This window comes from Sphingomonas liriopis, assembly GCF_024211255.1.
GTDB lineage: Bacteria > Pseudomonadota > Alphaproteobacteria > Sphingomonadales > Sphingomonadaceae > Sphingomonas > Sphingomonas liriopis.
Window position 1 is genome coordinate 20416 of the sequence record NZ_JAMLDY010000005.1, and the last position, 16155, is coordinate 36570.

The window sequence follows — 16155 nt, forward strand, 5'->3', positions numbered from 1 at the left end:
GCGCAATTGCGCAAGGGCCAGCCGCATCCTAGTCTGCCTTGCGATGCCGCCGCCTTCCCCTCCGCCGGACGACACCGCCGGGCATCGCGAGCGGCTGCGCGGCCGCCTGCTCGCCGGGGGCGGAGATGCGCTGCTCGACCACGAACTGATCGAATATCTGCTGATGCTGGCGATCCCGCGGATCGATACCAAGCCGATCGCCAAGGCGCTGCTGCGCGAATTCGGCGGCATCGGCGGGCTGCTGACCGCCGACCCGGCGGCGCTGACTCGCGTCAAGGGCGTCGGCGACAGCGCCGCCGCGGCGGTCAAGATCGCCCACGCGATCGCCATCCGCCTGCTCAAGGCGGAGGTTGCCGAACGCCCGGTGCTCGCCAACTGGCAGGCGCTGCTCGATTACCTGCGCGCCGACATGGCGCATCACGGCATCGAACGCTTCCGCGTCCTCCACCTCAACACCCGCAACATGCTGATCCGCGACGAGGTGATGAGCGAAGGCTCGATCGACCAGGCCGCCGTCTACGTCCGCGAAGTGATCCGCCGCGCGATCGACCTCAATTCGGCCGCGATCATCCTCGTCCACAATCATCCCTCGGGCGACCCCGCCCCCAGCCGCGCCGACGTCGCGATCACCCGCACCATCGCCGATGCCGGCGCGGCGATGGGGATCGTGCTGCACGATCACATCATCATGGGGGCGGGCGGCCACGTCAGCCTGAAAGCGCAAGGACTGATCTGACCGCTGCAATCCTCCCCGGCACGGGAAGGGCTATCGCATATGGCCGCGTGACGAACCGGCAGCCCGGAATAGTTCGTCACCCCGGACTCGTTCCGCGGTACACCGTGCCGCAAACGTTGGAAAAGAGGCTCGAAACGACACGTGCGCCGAACCGTGGACCCCGGAACACGTCCGGGGTGACGAAGGAATTGGGGAGCCTCCGAGCAATCGCTCATATCCAATAGCCCTGCCGGCACGGGGTGGATCGAAAAAGGCCGCCGGATCGCTCCGGCGGCCTCGTCTCGCATCATGTCAGGATCAGGACTGACCCTGACTCAGGAACCCGACCAGCTCGGGCTTGGACACCGACTTGCTCTTGTCCTTGTCCGCCTGCGCGAAGGCGGAATTGACCCACGACTTGGTCGCGGCGTCGGTCGCGCTCGCCTTGGGGTCGCTCGCCTGTTTCAGCTTGACCATCCAGCTGGCGAATTCGGTCTTTTCGAGCTTGCCGTCCTTGTTGGCGTCATAGGTCGGAAACTCGGTCTCGACCACGCTCGCCACCTGATCGGCCCCGGCCGCAGGCTGGGCCGCCGCGCTCTGCGTCGCATCGCCGGCGGGTGTCGCCTGCGCGGTCGAATCCATCGGGGTCGCCGGTGCGGCCTGCGGATCGTTGACCGGCGAACCGGCCGGCGTTTGCGGTGACGTCGCCTGATCTGGCACGGCCTGCGCCGGTGTCGTCTGCGTCGGTGCAGTATTCACCTGCACCTGAGCGACGGCCGGTGCAGCAAACGTCATCACTCCGGCGAGAAGAGCATATTTCAGCATTGCTTGTCTCCCATCGTTCATCAAACTCGGCGGCAGGCTATAGTGTGAACACCGCCGCGCTTGTTAAAAATGGGCATTTCTCATCTGCATGCAAGGGTTGCGGGTTTACGCCGCGCGGTCGCCGCTGCTACTTCCCCGCGGAAATCCGCGAGTCGTGCCGATCCTGCGCGCGACGAGCCGTGCGCCCATCAGGACGAAGGAACATCATGGTCCCCCGCTATTCCCGCCCCGCGATGACCGCGATCTGGACGCCCGAGAACCGCTTCCGCATCTGGTTCGAGATCGAGGCGCACGCGACCGACGCGCTCGCCGAACTGGGTGTCGTGCCGAAGGAAGCCGCCGCGGCGCTCTGGGCATGGTGGAACACCAACCCCCGAATCGACGTCGCCGCGATCGACGCCATCGAGGCGGTCACCAAGCACGACGTCATCGCCTTCCTTACCTGGGTCGCGGACAATGTCGGCGATCAGGCGCGCTTCATGCACCAGGGCATGACCTCGTCCGACGTGCTCGACACCGCGCTCGCGGTGCAGCTGGCGCAGGCCGCCGACCTGCTGCTCGCCGACCTCGACGCGCTGCTCGAGGTGCTGAAGCGTCGCGCGATCGAGCACAAGATGACGCCGACGATCGGCCGCAGCCACGGCATCCATGCCGAACCGGTCACCTTCGGGTTGAAGCTCGCGCAGGCCTATGCCGAGTTCGACCGCTGCAGGACGCGCCTGATCGCCGCGCGCGCCGACATCGCGACCTGCGCGATCTCGGGCGCGGTCGGCACCTTCGCCAACATCGATCCGTCGGTCGAGGAGCACGTCGCCGCGAAGCTCGGCCTGTCGGTCGAGCCCGTCTCGACGCAGGTCATCCCGCGCGACCGCCACGCGATGTTCTTCGCGACCTTGGGCGTCATCGCCAGTTCGATCGAACGCCTCGCCACCGAGGTCCGCCACCTCCAGCGCACCGAAGTGCTGGAAGCGGAGGAATATTTCAGCCCCGGGCAAAAGGGCTCGTCGGCGATGCCGCACAAGCGCAATCCCGTCCTGACCGAAAACCTCACCGGCCTCGCCCGCATGGTGCGCGGCTACGTGACGCCGGCGCTGGAGAATGTCGCGCTGTGGCACGAACGCGACATCTCGCACTCGTCGGTCGAGCGCTACATCGGCCCCGACGCGACGATCACCCTCGATTTCGCGCTTGCCCGCCTCACCGGCGTGATCGACAAGCTGCTCGTCTACCCCGAGCGGATGGAGAAGAACCTCAACAAGATGGGCGGCCTCGTCCACTCGCAGCGCGTCCTCCTCGCGCTGACGCAGGCGGGCGTGAGCCGCGAGGATTCCTACGCCCAAGTCCAGCGCAACGCGATGAAGGTGTGGGAATCGGACGGCCAGCTGTCGCTGCTCGACCTGCTCAAGGCCGATCCCGAAGTGACCGCGGCGCTGTCGCCGGCGCAGCTCGAGGAGAAGTTCGACCTCGGCTACCACCTCAAGCACGTCGACACGATCTTCGCCCGCGTGTTCGGCTGAACCAATCCTCCCCGGCACGGGGAGGTGGCACGGCGAAGCCGTGACGGAGGGGGGCTTCCGCAAGCGACATCCTGTGTGGAAGCCCCCCTCCACCACCCGCTACGCGGGCGGTCCCCCTCCCCGTGCCGGGGAGGATTTGGTCACGCCCACTGCGCCAGCCAGTCGGCCAGCCCCTGCGGCGACAGCGAGCGCGCATCGGCCAGCGCCGTCTCGCGCCCGCTGTTCACCACGCGATCGGTCTTCGGATCGACGATCAGCAGCGCCGGCACGCCCGCCAGCCGCCCCTTGATCCCGTAGCGCGCGGGAATGTCGAGGTTCTTGTCGAACCGCCCGATATCCACCGTCACCACCTCATAATGTCGGGCGACGAAGCCACGCATCGCCGGCAGGTCCATCACGCCTGCGAGCAACCGGCAGTCGAGGCACCAATTGCCGCCGAGATCGATCAGCAGTTTCTTGTGCCCCTTCAGCGCACGCGCCTTCGCCGCGGCGACCGCCGCCTTTGCATCCGCCGCGCCGTCATAGGGCAGCGGCAACGGCTGCGGCAGCTGGTCGAACGTCGCGACCGTCACCCGCGGCGCGGCGACGCGCGCATCGGCGAGCGCGGGAAGGACGAGCGCCAGCGCGGCGGCGATCAGCAGGGGGCGGGGCATGGGGCATCTCCGTTGAAACCCCGCGATTGGACCCGCGACGCGACGGCATGGCAAGCCCCTGTGGCTTGCCCCGCCGCCAAGATCCGCTTTCTCCGTTGTAGAAATGTTACACTTGCATGAAACGCACGCATAGCTGCAAGTAACAATATTGCTCGCCCACGCAACGATCGTCATATCGCGCTTGCCGGATATTCCTCCGGCACGGAGACCTTCCATGCGCATGTTCGAAACCGCGGCCAGCTCGATGCTGGCGATCGCGGCCCAGGCGCTGGTGGTCGGGGTGATCATCTCCACCCTGTGACCCATCGGCCCGCCCGCCCGCTTTTCGCCGCACCGGCGTCAAGAGGGCGGCTTGGCCGGGTCAGCGTGTGCGCGGATAGCGCGCGGCGAATTCGCCGTCCGACATGATGAGATAGCGGATCATGTCGATGAACGCCCATGGTCCGGTAATCAGCAACCCGACGACGGTGATGCTCATCACCAGCATCGCGATGCCCGACCCGGTGCGCCCTAGATAGAAGCGGTGGACGCCGACCGTGCCGAGCAGGAAGGCGAGCGCCGCGGCGACATATTTGTTGCGATCGTTGACCGGCTCGCGCGGCGGCGGCGGCGCGAGGACGTGCCGAGTAGCGCCGTCGGCGGCTGGCGCGGCGGGCATCGGAAAGACGCTGAGCGCACGCGTACCCTCCGCCTCGAAATCGACGTGGATGCCGATCGCCGGCTCGCCGCGCTGCGCCCAATCCTCGGGCGCGAAGCGATAGCGATTGCCGTCGTCACCCGCGACCAGCCCCTCGCCGGTTCGCGTATCCACCCCCAACACCTGTCCGCGCATGCATGTCCCCCGGTTCGTCGAAGCGCATAGTGTGGCGATCCGCGAAAGCGACGCAAGGTGTCTTGGCGAATGAATACGCCGGAGGGAAGGAAGCCCGCTCCTTCACACCATCGTCATCCCCGCGCAGGCGGGGATCCATAATCACGACGGCTGCAGATGGAGCCGCTCGGCCAGCCAGTATGGATCCCAGCCTGCGCGGGGATGACGATCACAATTGAAGCAGGCCTATTCCGCCGCGAACACGCCCTTCAGCTTGGCGAAGAACCCCTGGCTCGCCGGGCATTCGTCGCCCGTCTCGGTCTCGCGGAACAGTTCGAGCAATTCACGCTGGCGCACCGACAGCCTGGTCGGCGTCTCGACGTCGATCTGGATGACGAGATCGCCCTGCCCGCGGCCCTGCAGCACCGGCATGCCGGCGCCGCGCTGGCGCAGTTGCTTGCCCGACTGGATGCCCGCCGGGATCTTGATCTCGTGCGTCCGTCCGTCGAGCCCGGGGATCGACAGCGCCCCGCCGAGCGCGGCGGTGGTGAAGCTGATTGGCGCGCGCGCGAACAGCGTCGTGCCCTCGCGCTCGAAGATCGCATGCCGGCTGACGTGGAGGAAGATGTAGAGGTCGCCCGCCGGCGCGCCGCGCGGTCCCGCCTCGCCCTCGCCCGACAGGCGGATGCGCGTGCCCTCGTCGACGCCGGGCGGCACGTTGACCGACAGCGTCTTGGTCTTCTCGACCCGGCCCTCGCCGCGGCAGTCGCTGCACGGATCGGCGATAATCTCGCCCGCGCCTTGGCACACCGGGCAGGCGCGTTCGACGACGAAGAACCCCTGCTGCGCGCGCACCTTGCCATGGCCGTTGCACTGGCGGCAGGTCGAGGCGTGGGTGCCGGGCTTGGCGCCCGAACCATGACAGGTGTCGCATTGCGCGGATACGTCGACGGTGATCTCGGTCGCCTTGCCATGGAACGCCTCTTCGAGGGTCACTTCCATGTCGTAGCGCAGGTCGGCGCCGCGGCGCTGCTGGGCACGCCCGCCACCGCGGCCACCGCCCATGAATTCGCCGAACACCGATTCGAAGATATCGGAAAAGCCGCCGAAATCCTGCGCCCCACCGCCACCGCCGCCACCGTTCTGGAACGCGGCATGGCCATAGCGGTCATAGGCCGCGCGCTTCTGCGGGTCCTTCAGGACCTCATACGCCTCGCTGACCGCCTTGAACTTGGCTTCGGAATCCTTGCACCCGGCATTTTTGTCCGGATGGTATTTCATCGCGAGCTTGCGGTACGACGATTTCAGCGTCGCCCCGTCCGCGTTGCGCTCGCATTCGAGCAGTTCGTAATAGTCGACTGTGGTGCTCATGCCCGGCCCTTATAGCCCTAAGCCCTCTCCCCCTCGGGGCGCATCGGGCCGATCATACCCCCGGCATGATCTGAACAGCACGGGGTGCTGTTCACCCGATGCGGGTTTGGGAGAGGGGCGGTGTCTCACCGAGACCGGCCTCTCTGCGAGACCCCTGCCCCTCACCCCGACCCTCTCCCCGGAGGGGAGAGGGAGGGACGTCACTTACGCCTTGTTGTCGTCGACTTCCGAGAATTCGGCATCGACCACGTCGTCCTTGGGCGCTTCGCCACCGGCGCCACCCTCGGGCGACGCTTCCGACTGCGCCTGCTTCTCGTAGATCGCCTGACCCAGCTTCATCGCGACCTGCGCGAGTGCCTGCGCCTTCTCGGTCATCTGATCGGCATCGCCGGTCTCGACCGCCGCCTTGGCCGCGTCGATCGCCGACTGGATCTCGCCCTTCAGCGCGTCGTCGACCTTGTCGCCGTTGTCCGCCAGCTGACGCTCGGTCGTGTGGATCAGCGATTCGGCGTTGTTCTTCGCCTCGGCACCGGCACGACGCTTCTTGTCCTCCTCGGCGAACTTCTCCGCGTCGCGGACCATCTGGTCGATGTCGGCATCCGACAGGCCACCGCTGGCCTGGATGCGGATCTGCTGCTCCTTGCCGGTGCCCTTGTCCTTGGCGGACACGTTGACGATGCCGTTGGCGTCGATGTCGAACGTGACCTCGATCTGCGGCACACCGCGCGGTGCCGGCGGAATGCCGACCAGATCGAACTGGCCGAGCATCTTGTTGTCCGCCGCCATCTCGCGCTCGCCCTGGAACACGCGGATCGTCACCGCGCCCTGGTTGTCGTCCGCGGTCGAATAGGTCTGCGACTTCTTGGTCGGGATCGTCGTGTTGCGGTCGATCATCCGGGTGAACACGCCACCCAGCGTCTCGATGCCCAGGCTCAGCGGCGTCACGTCGAGCAGCAGCACGTCCTTGACGTCGCCCTGCAGCACGCCCGCCTGGATCGCGGCGCCCATCGCTACGACCTCGTCCGGGTTGACGCCGGTGTGCGGCTCCTTGCCGAAGAACGCCTTCACCGCCTCGCGCACCTTGGGCATGCGGGTCATGCCGCCGACGAGGACGACTTCGCTGATGTCGCCGGTCTTCACGCCGGCATCGGCGAGCGCCTTCTTCATCGGCTCGATCGTGCGCTGGATCAGGCCATCGACCAGCTTCTCGAGATCGGTGCGCGTGATCGTCTTGACGAGATGCTTCGGCCCGTTCTGGTCCGCCGTGATGAACGGCAGGTTGACCTCGGTCGACGCGGCGCTCGACAGCTCGATCTTCGCCTTTTCGGCGGCTTCCTTCAGACGCTGGAGCGCCAGCTTGTCCTTGGCGAGGTCGATGCCCTCGTCCTTCTTGAAGCCTTCTGCGAGATATTCGACCAGCTTGTTGTCGAAATCCTCGCCGCCCAGGAAGGTGTCGCCGTTGGTCGCCTTCACCTCGAACACGCCGTCGCCGATCTCGAGGATCGAGACGTCGAAGGTGCCGCCGCCGAGGTCATAAACCGCGATCGTCTTGCCGTCCTGCTTCTCGAGGCCATAGGCGAGCGCCGCCGCGGTCGGCTCGTTGATGATGCGCAGCACTTCCAGCCCTGCGATCTGGCCGGCGTCCTTGGTCGCCTGCCGCTGCGCGTCGTTGAAATACGCCGGCACGGTGATGACCGCCTGGGTGACCGTCTCGCCCAGATAGGACTCGGCGGTTTCCTTCATCTTCTGCAGCGTGAAGGCAGAAATCTGCGACGGGCTGTAATCCTTGCCGCCCGCCGAGACCCACGCGTCGCCGTTCTGGCCGCGCGCGATCTTGTACGGGACGAGCTCGGTGTCCTTCTTGGTGATCGGATCGTCGAAGCGGCGGCCGATCAGGCGCTTCACCGCGAAGATCGTGTTGTCGCCGTTGGTCACCGCCTGGCGCTTCGCCGGCTGGCCGACCAGCCGCTCGCCGTCCTTGGCGAAGGCGACGATCGACGGCGTGGTGCGCGCGCCTTCCGCATTCTCGATTACCTTGGGCTTGCCGCCCTCCATCACCGCAACGCAGCTGTTGGTCGTGCCGAGGTCGATACCGATAACTTTAGCCATGTGTGCCTGCTGAGCCCCTCACAAGTAAAAAACCATGGAACCTTTGCCCCGTTACGGCAGCGACGGGTTCCGGTGCATGGCGGCGATATAGGTGGGGTTCCGCTTGCCGCAAGACGGCGGCGCCCATAGGACCGAGTCGAGAAATGACCCGGATCGGGAAGGGCTGGACGATGATGCGGCAACGGGGCGTAAAGCGGGGGGCGGCGATGCTGACAGCTGGGCTGGCGGCGACCCTTGCCGGCTGCGGCGGGCCCGACCGGGTCACCGTGGACGATGCCTGGATCCGCCTGCCCGCGGTGCCCGGCCGTCCGGGTGCCGCCTATTTCACGCTGGAGGGGGGGCCGACCAACGCGACGCTGATCGGCGTCAGCGCCGATATCGCGATCCGCGCCGAGATGCACGAGAGCATGGCCGGGCCCGGCGGCATGGCAAGTATGAAACCGCTCGCCAGCGTCGCGGTGCCCGCGAAGACCGACACCGTCTTCGCCCCCGACGGCCGCCACGTCATGCTGTTCGACATCAATCCCAAGGCGAAGGCGGGCCGCATCTACAATCTGACGCTCAACTTCGCCAACGGCGCGCGTATCTATGCCGGCGCGATGGCGGTCGGCGCTGCGGACCCCAAGCCCGATTTCTAGGGCACATCGGGTCGAAGCGCTTAAAAGGAAAAGAGATTCACGCGGAGGCGCAGCGGTGTCGCGCTTGCCGCCCCGGCGGCCTTCCATCATGCTCCGGCGATGACCGGCCACGCTGCCCCAAGCGAGACACCTCCGCGCCTCCGCGTGAACTCCCTTTTTCTTACGCGGATCGACCGCCCCCGTTCGCCCTGAGCCTGTCGAAGGGCAGGTGAGACTCATCGTATGAACAGGTCGCCAGCACGAACGAGGGAAGTCAAGACGACGGCAATGGCGGCACGCCAGCCACCCGCTTCAAGCAACGCTGCCGCGCGATCCGCTGCCCGACCATCGCCGCGTCTACGACGCGATCGCGGCGGGCGATCCCGATGCGGCGGGCGCGAGCATGACGATGCTCGGCAAACTCCCGCTCGCGGCCGAATGGCCCTCTGATCTGATCGCCGTCGCATCGGTGGAGGAACGCATGCGTGGCGTTCCTCCGCCATAGCAATGTCAGCCAGCCGTCATCGCACCGTCATCCCGGACGGCGCAGGATGGCATGATGACGATCCTGCTCGCCCTGCTGCTCACCGCCCCGTCCGCGACGCCTGTCGGCGAAACGCGCGCGCAGAACGAAGCCGCGGCGCTGGCGCTCCACCGGCGGATGGACGCGGATCACGACGGCTACGTCAGCTTCGCCGAGATGCGCGCCGCGGCGCAGGCGATGGTGGTGCCGAAGAACCGATCCGTCGGCCAACTGCCCGACGAGCGGATCGCACGCGCCGAATTCGACCGTGCCGATACCGACCACGACGGCCGCATCTCGACCGCGGAAAGCATCGCCGGCGCCGACCGCGCTTTCACCGAAGCCGACACGAACCACGACGGCGTGCTGAGCCCCGACGAACGCGGCGCCCATGCCGCCCGCGCGCTCGCCACGCTGCAGGCGGCGATGACGCACTGGCAGCCGCTCCCATGCCACGCCGGCGCCGCCTGCGATCCAGCGGTCGCACCCGCCGACCGCCTCGCGCAGCTCGACCGGTTCCGCGACACCCTGTCGCCCGCGGATCGCACCCGCCTCGACGCGGCACTACCCCGCGCGCCCGATGGCGGCATCGCGCAATGCGACCGGACCACGGGCAGCAGGGCCTCATGCGAAGCCGCCGCCTATCTGCCCGCGCTGACCGCGACGCACCTGATGCCCCGCTTCCTCGCCACGATCCGGCAGGCAGCCCCGCGCCCGCAATGATGCGGAGGCGCAGAGGACAGGAAGGCGTCGCGCCTGAGCCTGTCGAAGGGCCTGAGTCTCACCTGTGCTTCGACAGGCTCGGCACGAACGGGTCAGTCTAACGTCATCGCGCCTACGCGAAGACCAACGCCACCGCGACGATGACCGCCCCCAACACGATCGCACCCGCAATCCAGCGCCCCGAATCGGCCGGCGTCGCGGCGACCGGCTCGTCTGCCTCCAGCCGGCGCAGGACCGCGCGCATCAGCCGCGGCGCATCGTCGCCCAGCTTCATCAATTCCCACGTCACCGCCTGGACGATCGGCATCCAGTGATCGCTCGACAGGCGCGCGGCGACGATCCGGCGCGACGCATCGCGCATCGCGCGCGACAGGTCGAAACCGGGCTCGACCGCCGACAGGACGCCATCCATGGTCAGCAACGCCTTGAAGATCAGCAGCAGGTCGGGCGGCAGCACCAGCCCCTCCTGCCGCATCACCCCCAGCACATCGGCGACGACCGCACTCAGCACCAGGCTGCCGCCGCCATGCCGCGCGACCAGCCGCTCCGCCGCGACCCGGATACCCTCGCGCGACGCACCGCCCTGCGCCGACCAGACGAGCAGCACGTCGGCGAGCTGCGCGGGGTCGCTGCCGGTCAGCGACTGCATGAAGCTGATGAACTCCTGCCGCCGCCGCGGCGAGACGTGACCGATCATGCCGAGGTCGAGCAGCGCGATGCGGTTGCCGGGCAGGCACAGCAGGTTGCCCGGATGCGGATCGCCGTGGAACCGCCCGTTGACCAGCACCATGTCGAGCACCATGTCGGCGCCCAGCGCGGCGATCGCCGCCGGATCGATCCCGGCGGCGCGCAGATCGGCGCCGCTGCGAGGGGGCACCCCGGCGACATAATCCATGACGAGCAGCGTCGGCGACGACCATTGCCAATGGATGTCGGGCACCACGACGCGCGGATCGCCGGCGAAATCGGCGCGCAGGCGATCGGCGTTGCGGCCCTCGCCGGTGAAATCCAGCTCCTCCAGCAGCGCCGCGGCGAGCTGGCGCAGCATCGCCGTCGGGGCGAAACGCCGCGCCTCGGCACTGGCGCTCTCCACGATGCTGGCGAGCTGCGCGAGCAGGCGCAGATCGGCCTCGATCCGCGGCCGCACGCCGGGGCGCTGGATTTTCAGCACGACCGCCCGCCCGTCGTGCAGCGTCGCGCGGTGGACCTGCGCCATCGACGCGGCGGCGAGCGGCGTCTCGTCGAACGCCGCGAAGGCGGTTTCGGGCGACTGGCCCAGCGCCTGTTCCACCGCGCCGCGCAGGTCGGCGAAGGCGAGCGTCGGCGCCTGGCTGTGCAGTTTCTCCAGCTCGGCGATCCACGCCGGCGGCAACAGGTCGCCGCGCGTCGCCAGGATCTGCCCAAGCTTGACGAAGGTCGGCCCGAGCGCCTCGAGCGCCAGCCGGGTCCGCGCCGGCAGCGTCATGGCATTGCCGCCATCGCCGTCGTCCGCCTCCCCCGCCGCCAGCCCCAGGCGGGCGAGCAACAGCCCCAGCCCGAACCGCGACCCGACCTGCGTCATCTCTGCCAACCGGGCGCGATCGCGTCCGGCCACCGCCAGCGTCTTCAACATGGGGCCGGTTATGACACGCCCGCACCGGCGGGGCCAATCCCGAACCTGGGCGGGGGTTGCGGCTGACCGTCAAGGGCGTCGCGGGCCGCACCCCGGCGCGCGCGACGGCGACGATCGCACCGCCGCGGCAGGGGGGCGCGCCGGTGGTGCCGGAGCCGCGCCGACGCCGGCGCGCATTTCGACTGACAGGGCCGATCCGGGTGCTTAAACGGGCGTGATGGCGCTTCCCGACATGGCCCCCGACAAGGCCGTTGCACCCGACCCGCTGCCGGTTCGCATGCTCGTGCGCCACATCACCGAATTGACGCTGGCGCGCCGCCATCGCTGGCGCTCGATCTACCCGCTCGACCGGTTCGCCGGCGTCGTCTTCTCCGTCATCGTCGGCGAATGCCTGCACCGGCAGCCGTTTCGCGATCCCGATACGGGAATGTGGATCGGCACGCAGGATGCGCAGGTCACGCACCGCGGCGTCAGCGCCACCGCGATCGCGCGGTCTATGGGCATCCCCGCCACCACCGCGCGCCGCGTGCTGGCGCAGCTGACCGATTGGGGACTGATCGCACGCCAGGGCGAGCGGATCGCGATCACCAACGCCTTCGCGGCAGACGCCCGCATCGCCGCGATCTGCCGCGAAGGCGTGCACGACATGGCGCGCGCGCTCGCGACGCTGGCGACGTCGGATTATCGCCCCGCTGCCGAGGCGCTGGCGGTGCTGCAGCGCGTGCCCCCCGGCATCGTCGACCGGCTGCTGCTCGGCCTCGAGATCCGGATCATGGAGACGTTCATCGCGATGTACGGCGACATCACGTCGGGGATGATCGTCTCGGCGATCGTCGCCGCCAACGTCCAGCACATCACGCAGGACCCCGCGCTCGCGCTGCGCTACGCCGGCGAGGACCAGCTGCCCCCCGACGAACAGCGCCGCCCGATCACGCTGCGGGCGGCGGCGCGGTCGATCGATCTGCCGTACGAAACGGTGCGCCGCCGTGCCGCCGCGCTGTTCGCCGACGGCACGCTGTCGGCGTCGGGCGACGGGGTCATCGTGCCCTCGGCGATCCTGGCACAAGCGCGCTTCTCCGACACCAACCGGGCGTTCGCGATACGGTTCGTGCGGATGCTCGGCGAACTGGTGGCGCTGTCCGCGACCGATCCGCATGCATCCGCGCCTGTCCCGGAAACGGACGCCGGATAGGCGATGACCCATTTTGGTGGGTCATCGGCTTGCTGGACCCGAACCGCCGCCTTACCCGTCCGTTTCGGGGACGACGCCGTGAAACACAATACCGTCGGGTAGTTCACGTCGCGCAATCGGGGGGTTGATCGATATGGGTGGCCGTGCGCTACGATTCCGCCGGGCTTGCAAGGCCCCGGCATGGCCGATGGTCCGCGGGTCGCCTTGCGGATACTGATCGCGCGATAGCGTTTCCGGTCGGCTGATCGCACGGCCCGGCGGCGATCGCGCCGCTTCAACTATCCATGGGAGATCGAGATGCTTCGGCGTCTGCTGCTGCTTTGCGCCTGCACCTATCTGACCGGCTGCGCCGCCGTCTCGGGCTTTCCAAGTCCCGTGTTCAGCGCCCGCGAAGAGGAAGCGGAACTGCAACTCTATTTGCGTTCGGCGTCGGTCGAACATTACGAACAATGCGCCGACAAGTTCGTGTGCCGCAACGCCATCGTCGATGCGCGGCTGCGCGCGATCGACATCGCCTTCTACCGCTTCCAGCGGCGGCTCTACCGGCAGGAATCGGGGGCGTCGATGGGCGCCAACATGCTGTCGATGGCGATGGATTCGATCGCGACGGTCACCGCGACGCGGGGCTTCGCGGCGGGCGCCGGCCTGCTGACCGGCGGGCGCGACGCGTACAGCCGCCAGGCGATGAGCGTGTCGATGCCGCTGCTGCTGCAGGAGATGGCCGCGAACCGGCGCGAGCTGCTGGTCCGCATCCGCATCGGCATGGCGATGCCGGTGTCCGCCTATTCGCTGATCGATGCGCTGGGCGACCTCAGCGAATATGAGCTCGCCGGCAGCATTCCCGCCGCCGCCGCGCAGCTCGCCGCGAATGCGGGGTCGCAGACGCGGATCGCCGACGAAAAGCTCGCCGCGCTGCGCAGCGATGCACTCGCCCGCGCGCAGCTTCAGTCCGCCCCGCTGCCCATCGCGCCGGTCATGGCACCCGCCAGTCCCGCGCTCGTTCCCGTCGCGCCCACCGCACCCGCCCGCGCCATCGCCTCCGCACCGGCTACGCCGATGCCCACCCCCTCTCCGTCGAGCACCCCGACGGTCCAGCTCGCGACCACCGGCCCCTCGACCAATCCGTCGCGCCCGCCGTCCGCGCCGTCCGCGCCCAGCGCGCCCGCGGCATCGCAACCGCCGCTCTACTGAACCTCATCCACCGACCCCGCGATCATTCGAAAGGATCACGACCCCATGACCACCGCCACCCGCCGCCATCCGTCGCGGATCGCCCGCCTCGCCAAAAGCACGCTGGCCGCCTCCGCGCTGGCGATCGTCACCTTCGCGACCGTGGCACCGGCGTACGCGCAGGACGTGCGCGCCGCGCAGAAATCCGCCGCCGGCTACACCTTCGACGTCGCGATCCCGCCCAAATTCCTCGCCGTCGTCACCGATCCGACCAAGGCCGGCTACAACACGATCACCGGCCCGACCGTCATCGGCGGCAAGACCTACAACGTCTCGTCCACCCGCATCGCCTGGGTCGACGACCAGTGGAACAACAACATCGACAACGGCCGCTTCGCCTTCGCGCGCGGCAATCAGGTCGAGGGCGCGTGGTTCCAGTCGTTCGACAAGACCGATCCCGGTTTCGCCGACTTCGTGACCAGGATGAAGGCGATCGCCGAGCGCAGCGACAAATGGTATTATGTGACGCTCACCTATCTGACGCCGCAGGGCGCGACGGTGACCTCGGACTATCTGCCGCAGCCCTCGCCGCTGCCGACCGAATTGCACGCCGGTGAGAACGCCGGCGGCCTGAAGCTGCGCCAGCGCATCGTCCAGCTGTCGAACGTGACCGCGCCGGGCGCCTGGTTCCCCGGCGTCCGCGTGCCACAGGACATCGCGCAGGTGCGCCAGGCGATGCTCGACTATGGCAACCAGCAGCGGCTCAACCCCCGGTTCCGCGCGGCGAACGATGCGAAGGTCGCCACCAACCTCGACCTCAGCCAGCCGACGCGCCCCGCCTCGGTGGTCAGCAAGGAGGGCAAGGCCGAGCCGGTCTATGCACAGCCCGACATGAAGCTCGACGATCGCTACAACAATGCCGCGCAATGGTTCGCCGAGGCGCTCGCCGCGGGCAAGGGCCATATCCACCAATATCCGGCCGGTACCTGGACCGATCCCAAGGGCATTCAGGTCACGATGACCGAGGCGTGGGACCGGGCGAAGTATTTCGGCATCACCGGCGACCTCGACGCCTATGAGATCGCCGCGCCCGGCTGGGCGGCGGGCGACATGCCCTGGGGCTGGATGAAGAGCGACACGCACTATCGCTGGTATTTCGGCGTCGACGGCACCTATCCGCTGATCGGCTATGGCGCGGCGCAGTCCGCCGACGGCAAATGGCATTACGTCGGCCTCGCCGATCGCGATGTGCCCAAGCCCTGATGCGAATGACCGGCCGCCGCCCCCTTTTGCGGGGTGGTGGCGGCCCTCGTCGTTCAGCGGTTGATGAGCCGCTGGTGCGACGGGGCGTAGCGTTCGCCCTGCAACGCGATCCCGTCCAGCGCCTGCGCGATGCGGGTCAGCTCCCCGCCGGTCAGCATCACGTCCACCCCGCCCAGATTTTCCTCCAGCCGGTGCAGCTTCGTCGTGCCCGGGATCGGCACGATCCACGGCCGCTGCGCGAGCAGCCACGCCAGCGCGACCTGCGCCGGCGTCGCGCCTTTCTCCGCCGCGATCGATCCGACCAGATCGACCAGCGCCATGTTCGCAGCCAGCGCCGCGGGCGAGAAGCGCGGCACGGTGCTGCGGAAATCGTCCTTCGCGAAGGTGGTGGTCCCGTCCATCCTGCCGGTCAGGAAGCCCTTGCCGAGCGGCGAGAACGGCACGAAACCGATGCCCAGTTCCTCCAGCAGCGGCAGGATTTCCGCCTCCGGCTCACGCCAGAACATCGAATATTCGCTCTGCAACGCGGCGACGGGCTGGACGGCATGCGCGGCGCGGATCGATGACGCACCCGCCTCCGACAGGCCGAAATGCTTGACCTTGCCCGCCTGGATCAGCTCCTTCACCGTGCCGGCGACGTCTTCCATCGGCACGTCGGGATCGACGCGATGCTGGTAGAACAGGTCGATCCGGTCGGTCTTCAACCGCGCGAGCGCCGCGTCGGCGACCTGCCGGATGCGCTCGGGGCGGCTATCGACGCCCTCGGTGGGCACGCCGTTCCTGAAACCGAATTTGGTGGCGATGACGACCGCGTCGCGCACCGGTGCCAGCGCCTCGCCGACGACCTCCTCGTTGGTGCCGGGGCCATAGGCTTCGGCGGTGTCGAAGAAGGTGACGCCGCGTTCGTGCGCCGCGCGGATCAGCGCGATCGCCTCCGCGCGATCCGTCGCCGGGCCATAGCCGAAGCTCAACCCCATACAGCCCAGGCCCAGTGCCGATACTTCGAGGCCGCTTCGTCCCAGCATACGCGTCTGCATGATGTGCTCCTGTTCCG

At 68.3% G+C, this 16155-nt stretch carries 15 protein-coding genes and 1 pseudogene; 9 read left to right on the top strand and 7 right to left on the bottom strand.

Annotated elements, in window-relative coordinates; translation table 11 throughout:
- Positions 1 to 43 precede the first annotated feature (43 nt).
- Positions 44 to 736: a RadC family protein gene (radC, locus tag M9979_RS04950; protein ID WP_254288232.1), complete on the top strand. Its 693-nt coding sequence runs from the start codon at positions 44 to 46 to the stop codon at positions 734 to 736.
- A 297-nt stretch (positions 737 to 1033) separates the two neighbouring features.
- Here radC and M9979_RS04955 read toward each other — a convergent pair whose 3' ends face one another.
- Positions 1034 to 1540, bottom strand: a complete 507-nt coding sequence (locus M9979_RS04955; RefSeq protein WP_254288233.1) for an EF-hand domain-containing protein — start codon at positions 1538 to 1540, stop codon at positions 1034 to 1036.
- A 206-nt stretch (positions 1541 to 1746) separates the two neighbouring features.
- Between M9979_RS04955 and purB the strand changes: the two genes are divergently transcribed.
- On the top strand, positions 1747 to 3057 hold the full coding sequence (gene purB, locus M9979_RS04960) for an adenylosuccinate lyase (protein ID WP_254288234.1): 1311 nt from the start codon (positions 1747 to 1749) through the stop codon (positions 3055 to 3057).
- A 140-nt stretch (positions 3058 to 3197) separates the two neighbouring features.
- On the opposite strand, the gene M9979_RS04965 is transcribed toward purB, so the two are convergent.
- Positions 3198 to 3710, bottom strand: coding sequence for a thioredoxin family protein (locus M9979_RS04965; protein WP_254288235.1), 513 nt, complete (start codon positions 3708 to 3710; stop codon positions 3198 to 3200).
- A 148-nt stretch (positions 3711 to 3858) separates the two neighbouring features.
- Here M9979_RS04965 and M9979_RS04970 point away from each other — a divergent pair, with 148 nt between their 5' ends.
- Complete coding sequence (locus M9979_RS04970; protein WP_254288236.1) at positions 3859 to 4011, top strand: hypothetical protein; 153 nt, start codon at positions 3859 to 3861, stop codon at positions 4009 to 4011.
- Positions 4012 to 4071: 60 nt separating this feature from the next.
- On the opposite strand, the gene M9979_RS04975 is transcribed toward M9979_RS04970, so the two are convergent.
- From M9979_RS04975 to dnaK, 3 genes are all read right to left on the bottom strand, one after another.
- Positions 4072 to 4521, bottom strand: a complete 450-nt coding sequence (locus M9979_RS04975) for a TM2 domain-containing protein (RefSeq protein WP_254288237.1) — start codon at positions 4519 to 4521, stop codon at positions 4072 to 4074.
- Between the two features lie 246 nt (positions 4522 to 4767).
- Entirely contained in the window at positions 4768 to 5892 is a 1125-nt protein-coding gene (gene dnaJ / locus M9979_RS04980) for a molecular chaperone DnaJ (protein ID WP_254288238.1), read from the bottom strand.
- Between the two features lie 204 nt (positions 5893 to 6096).
- The gene (dnaK, locus tag M9979_RS04985; protein WP_254288239.1) at positions 6097 to 8001 is read right to left on the bottom strand and encodes a molecular chaperone DnaK; all 1905 of its coding nucleotides are present in this window, start codon (positions 7999 to 8001) and stop codon (positions 6097 to 6099) included.
- A 143-nt stretch (positions 8002 to 8144) separates the two neighbouring features.
- On the opposite strand from dnaK, the gene M9979_RS04990 reads away from it, so the two are divergent.
- The 3 genes and pseudogenes from M9979_RS04990 to M9979_RS05000 all read left to right on the top strand — a co-directional run bounded on the left by M9979_RS04990 (position 8145) and on the right by M9979_RS05000 (position 9864).
- Entirely contained in the window at positions 8145 to 8639 is a 495-nt protein-coding gene (locus tag M9979_RS04990; RefSeq protein WP_254288240.1) for a copper chaperone PCu(A)C, read from the top strand.
- A gap of 301 nt (positions 8640 to 8940) precedes the next feature.
- A pseudogene (locus M9979_RS04995) lies at positions 8941 to 9123 on the top strand (hypothetical protein); the annotation flags it as partial.
- A gap of 51 nt (positions 9124 to 9174) precedes the next feature.
- Positions 9175 to 9864, top strand: a complete 690-nt coding sequence (locus tag M9979_RS05000; RefSeq protein WP_254288241.1) for an EF-hand domain-containing protein — start codon at positions 9175 to 9177, stop codon at positions 9862 to 9864.
- A 112-nt stretch (positions 9865 to 9976) separates the two neighbouring features.
- Here the strand turns inward: M9979_RS05000 and M9979_RS05005 are convergent, their stop codons facing one another.
- The gene (locus tag M9979_RS05005) at positions 9977 to 11476 is read right to left on the bottom strand and encodes an ABC1 kinase family protein (protein WP_254288242.1); all 1500 of its coding nucleotides are present in this window, start codon (positions 11474 to 11476) and stop codon (positions 9977 to 9979) included.
- Positions 11477 to 11693: 217 nt separating this feature from the next.
- Here M9979_RS05005 and M9979_RS05010 point away from each other — a divergent pair, with 217 nt between their 5' ends.
- The 3 genes from M9979_RS05010 to M9979_RS05020 all read left to right on the top strand — a co-directional run bounded on the left by M9979_RS05010 (position 11694) and on the right by M9979_RS05020 (position 15101).
- On the top strand, positions 11694 to 12668 hold the full coding sequence (locus M9979_RS05010) for a helix-turn-helix domain-containing protein (RefSeq protein ID WP_254288243.1): 975 nt from the start codon (positions 11694 to 11696) through the stop codon (positions 12666 to 12668).
- A 297-nt stretch (positions 12669 to 12965) separates the two neighbouring features.
- Positions 12966 to 13859, top strand: coding sequence for a hypothetical protein (locus tag M9979_RS05015; protein ID WP_254288244.1), 894 nt, complete (start codon positions 12966 to 12968; stop codon positions 13857 to 13859).
- A gap of 45 nt (positions 13860 to 13904) precedes the next feature.
- Entirely contained in the window at positions 13905 to 15101 is a 1197-nt protein-coding gene (locus M9979_RS05020) for a CAP domain-containing protein (RefSeq protein WP_254288245.1), read from the top strand.
- Between the two features lie 53 nt (positions 15102 to 15154).
- Here the strand turns inward: M9979_RS05020 and M9979_RS05025 are convergent, their stop codons facing one another.
- Positions 15155 to 16138, bottom strand: coding sequence for an aldo/keto reductase (locus M9979_RS05025; protein ID WP_254288246.1), 984 nt, complete (start codon positions 16136 to 16138; stop codon positions 15155 to 15157).
- Between the last annotated feature and the right edge of the window lie 17 nt (positions 16139 to 16155).

What these genes read in the sequence shown, in the direction of transcription:
- M9979_RS05005 (WP_254288242.1), bottom strand. Translation starts at nt 11,476, where the DNA reads ATGTTGAAGACGCTGGCGGTGGCCGGACGCGATCGCGCCCGGTTGGCA.
- M9979_RS05020 (WP_254288245.1), top strand. Translation starts at nt 13,905, where the DNA reads ATGACCACCGCCACCCGCCGCCATCCGTCGCGGATCGCCCGCCTCGCC.
- M9979_RS05025 (WP_254288246.1), bottom strand. Translation starts at nt 16,138, where the DNA reads ATGCAGACGCGTATGCTGGGACGAAGCGGCCTCGAAGTATCGGCACTG.
- M9979_RS05015 (WP_254288244.1), top strand. Translation starts at nt 12,966, where the DNA reads ATGCTTCGGCGTCTGCTGCTGCTTTGCGCCTGCACCTATCTGACCGGC.
- M9979_RS04955 (WP_254288233.1), bottom strand. Translation starts at nt 1,540, where the DNA reads ATGCTGAAATATGCTCTTCTCGCCGGAGTGATGACGTTTGCTGCACCG.
- radC (WP_254288232.1), top strand. Translation starts at nt 44, where the DNA reads ATGCCGCCGCCTTCCCCTCCGCCGGACGACACCGCCGGGCATCGCGAG.
- dnaJ (WP_254288238.1), bottom strand. Translation starts at nt 5,892, where the DNA reads ATGAGCACCACAGTCGACTATTACGAACTGCTCGAATGCGAGCGCAAC.
- purB (WP_254288234.1), top strand. Translation starts at nt 1,747, where the DNA reads ATGGTCCCCCGCTATTCCCGCCCCGCGATGACCGCGATCTGGACGCCC.
- M9979_RS04965 (WP_254288235.1), bottom strand. Translation starts at nt 3,710, where the DNA reads ATGCCCCGCCCCCTGCTGATCGCCGCCGCGCTGGCGCTCGTCCTTCCC.
- dnaK (WP_254288239.1), bottom strand. Translation starts at nt 8,001, where the DNA reads ATGGCTAAAGTTATCGGTATCGACCTCGGCACGACCAACAGCTGCGTT.
- M9979_RS04990 (WP_254288240.1), top strand. Translation starts at nt 8,145, where the DNA reads ATGACCCGGATCGGGAAGGGCTGGACGATGATGCGGCAACGGGGCGTA.
- M9979_RS05000 (WP_254288241.1), top strand. Translation starts at nt 9,175, where the DNA reads ATGATGACGATCCTGCTCGCCCTGCTGCTCACCGCCCCGTCCGCGACG.
- M9979_RS05010 (WP_254288243.1), top strand. Translation starts at nt 11,694, where the DNA reads ATGGCGCTTCCCGACATGGCCCCCGACAAGGCCGTTGCACCCGACCCG.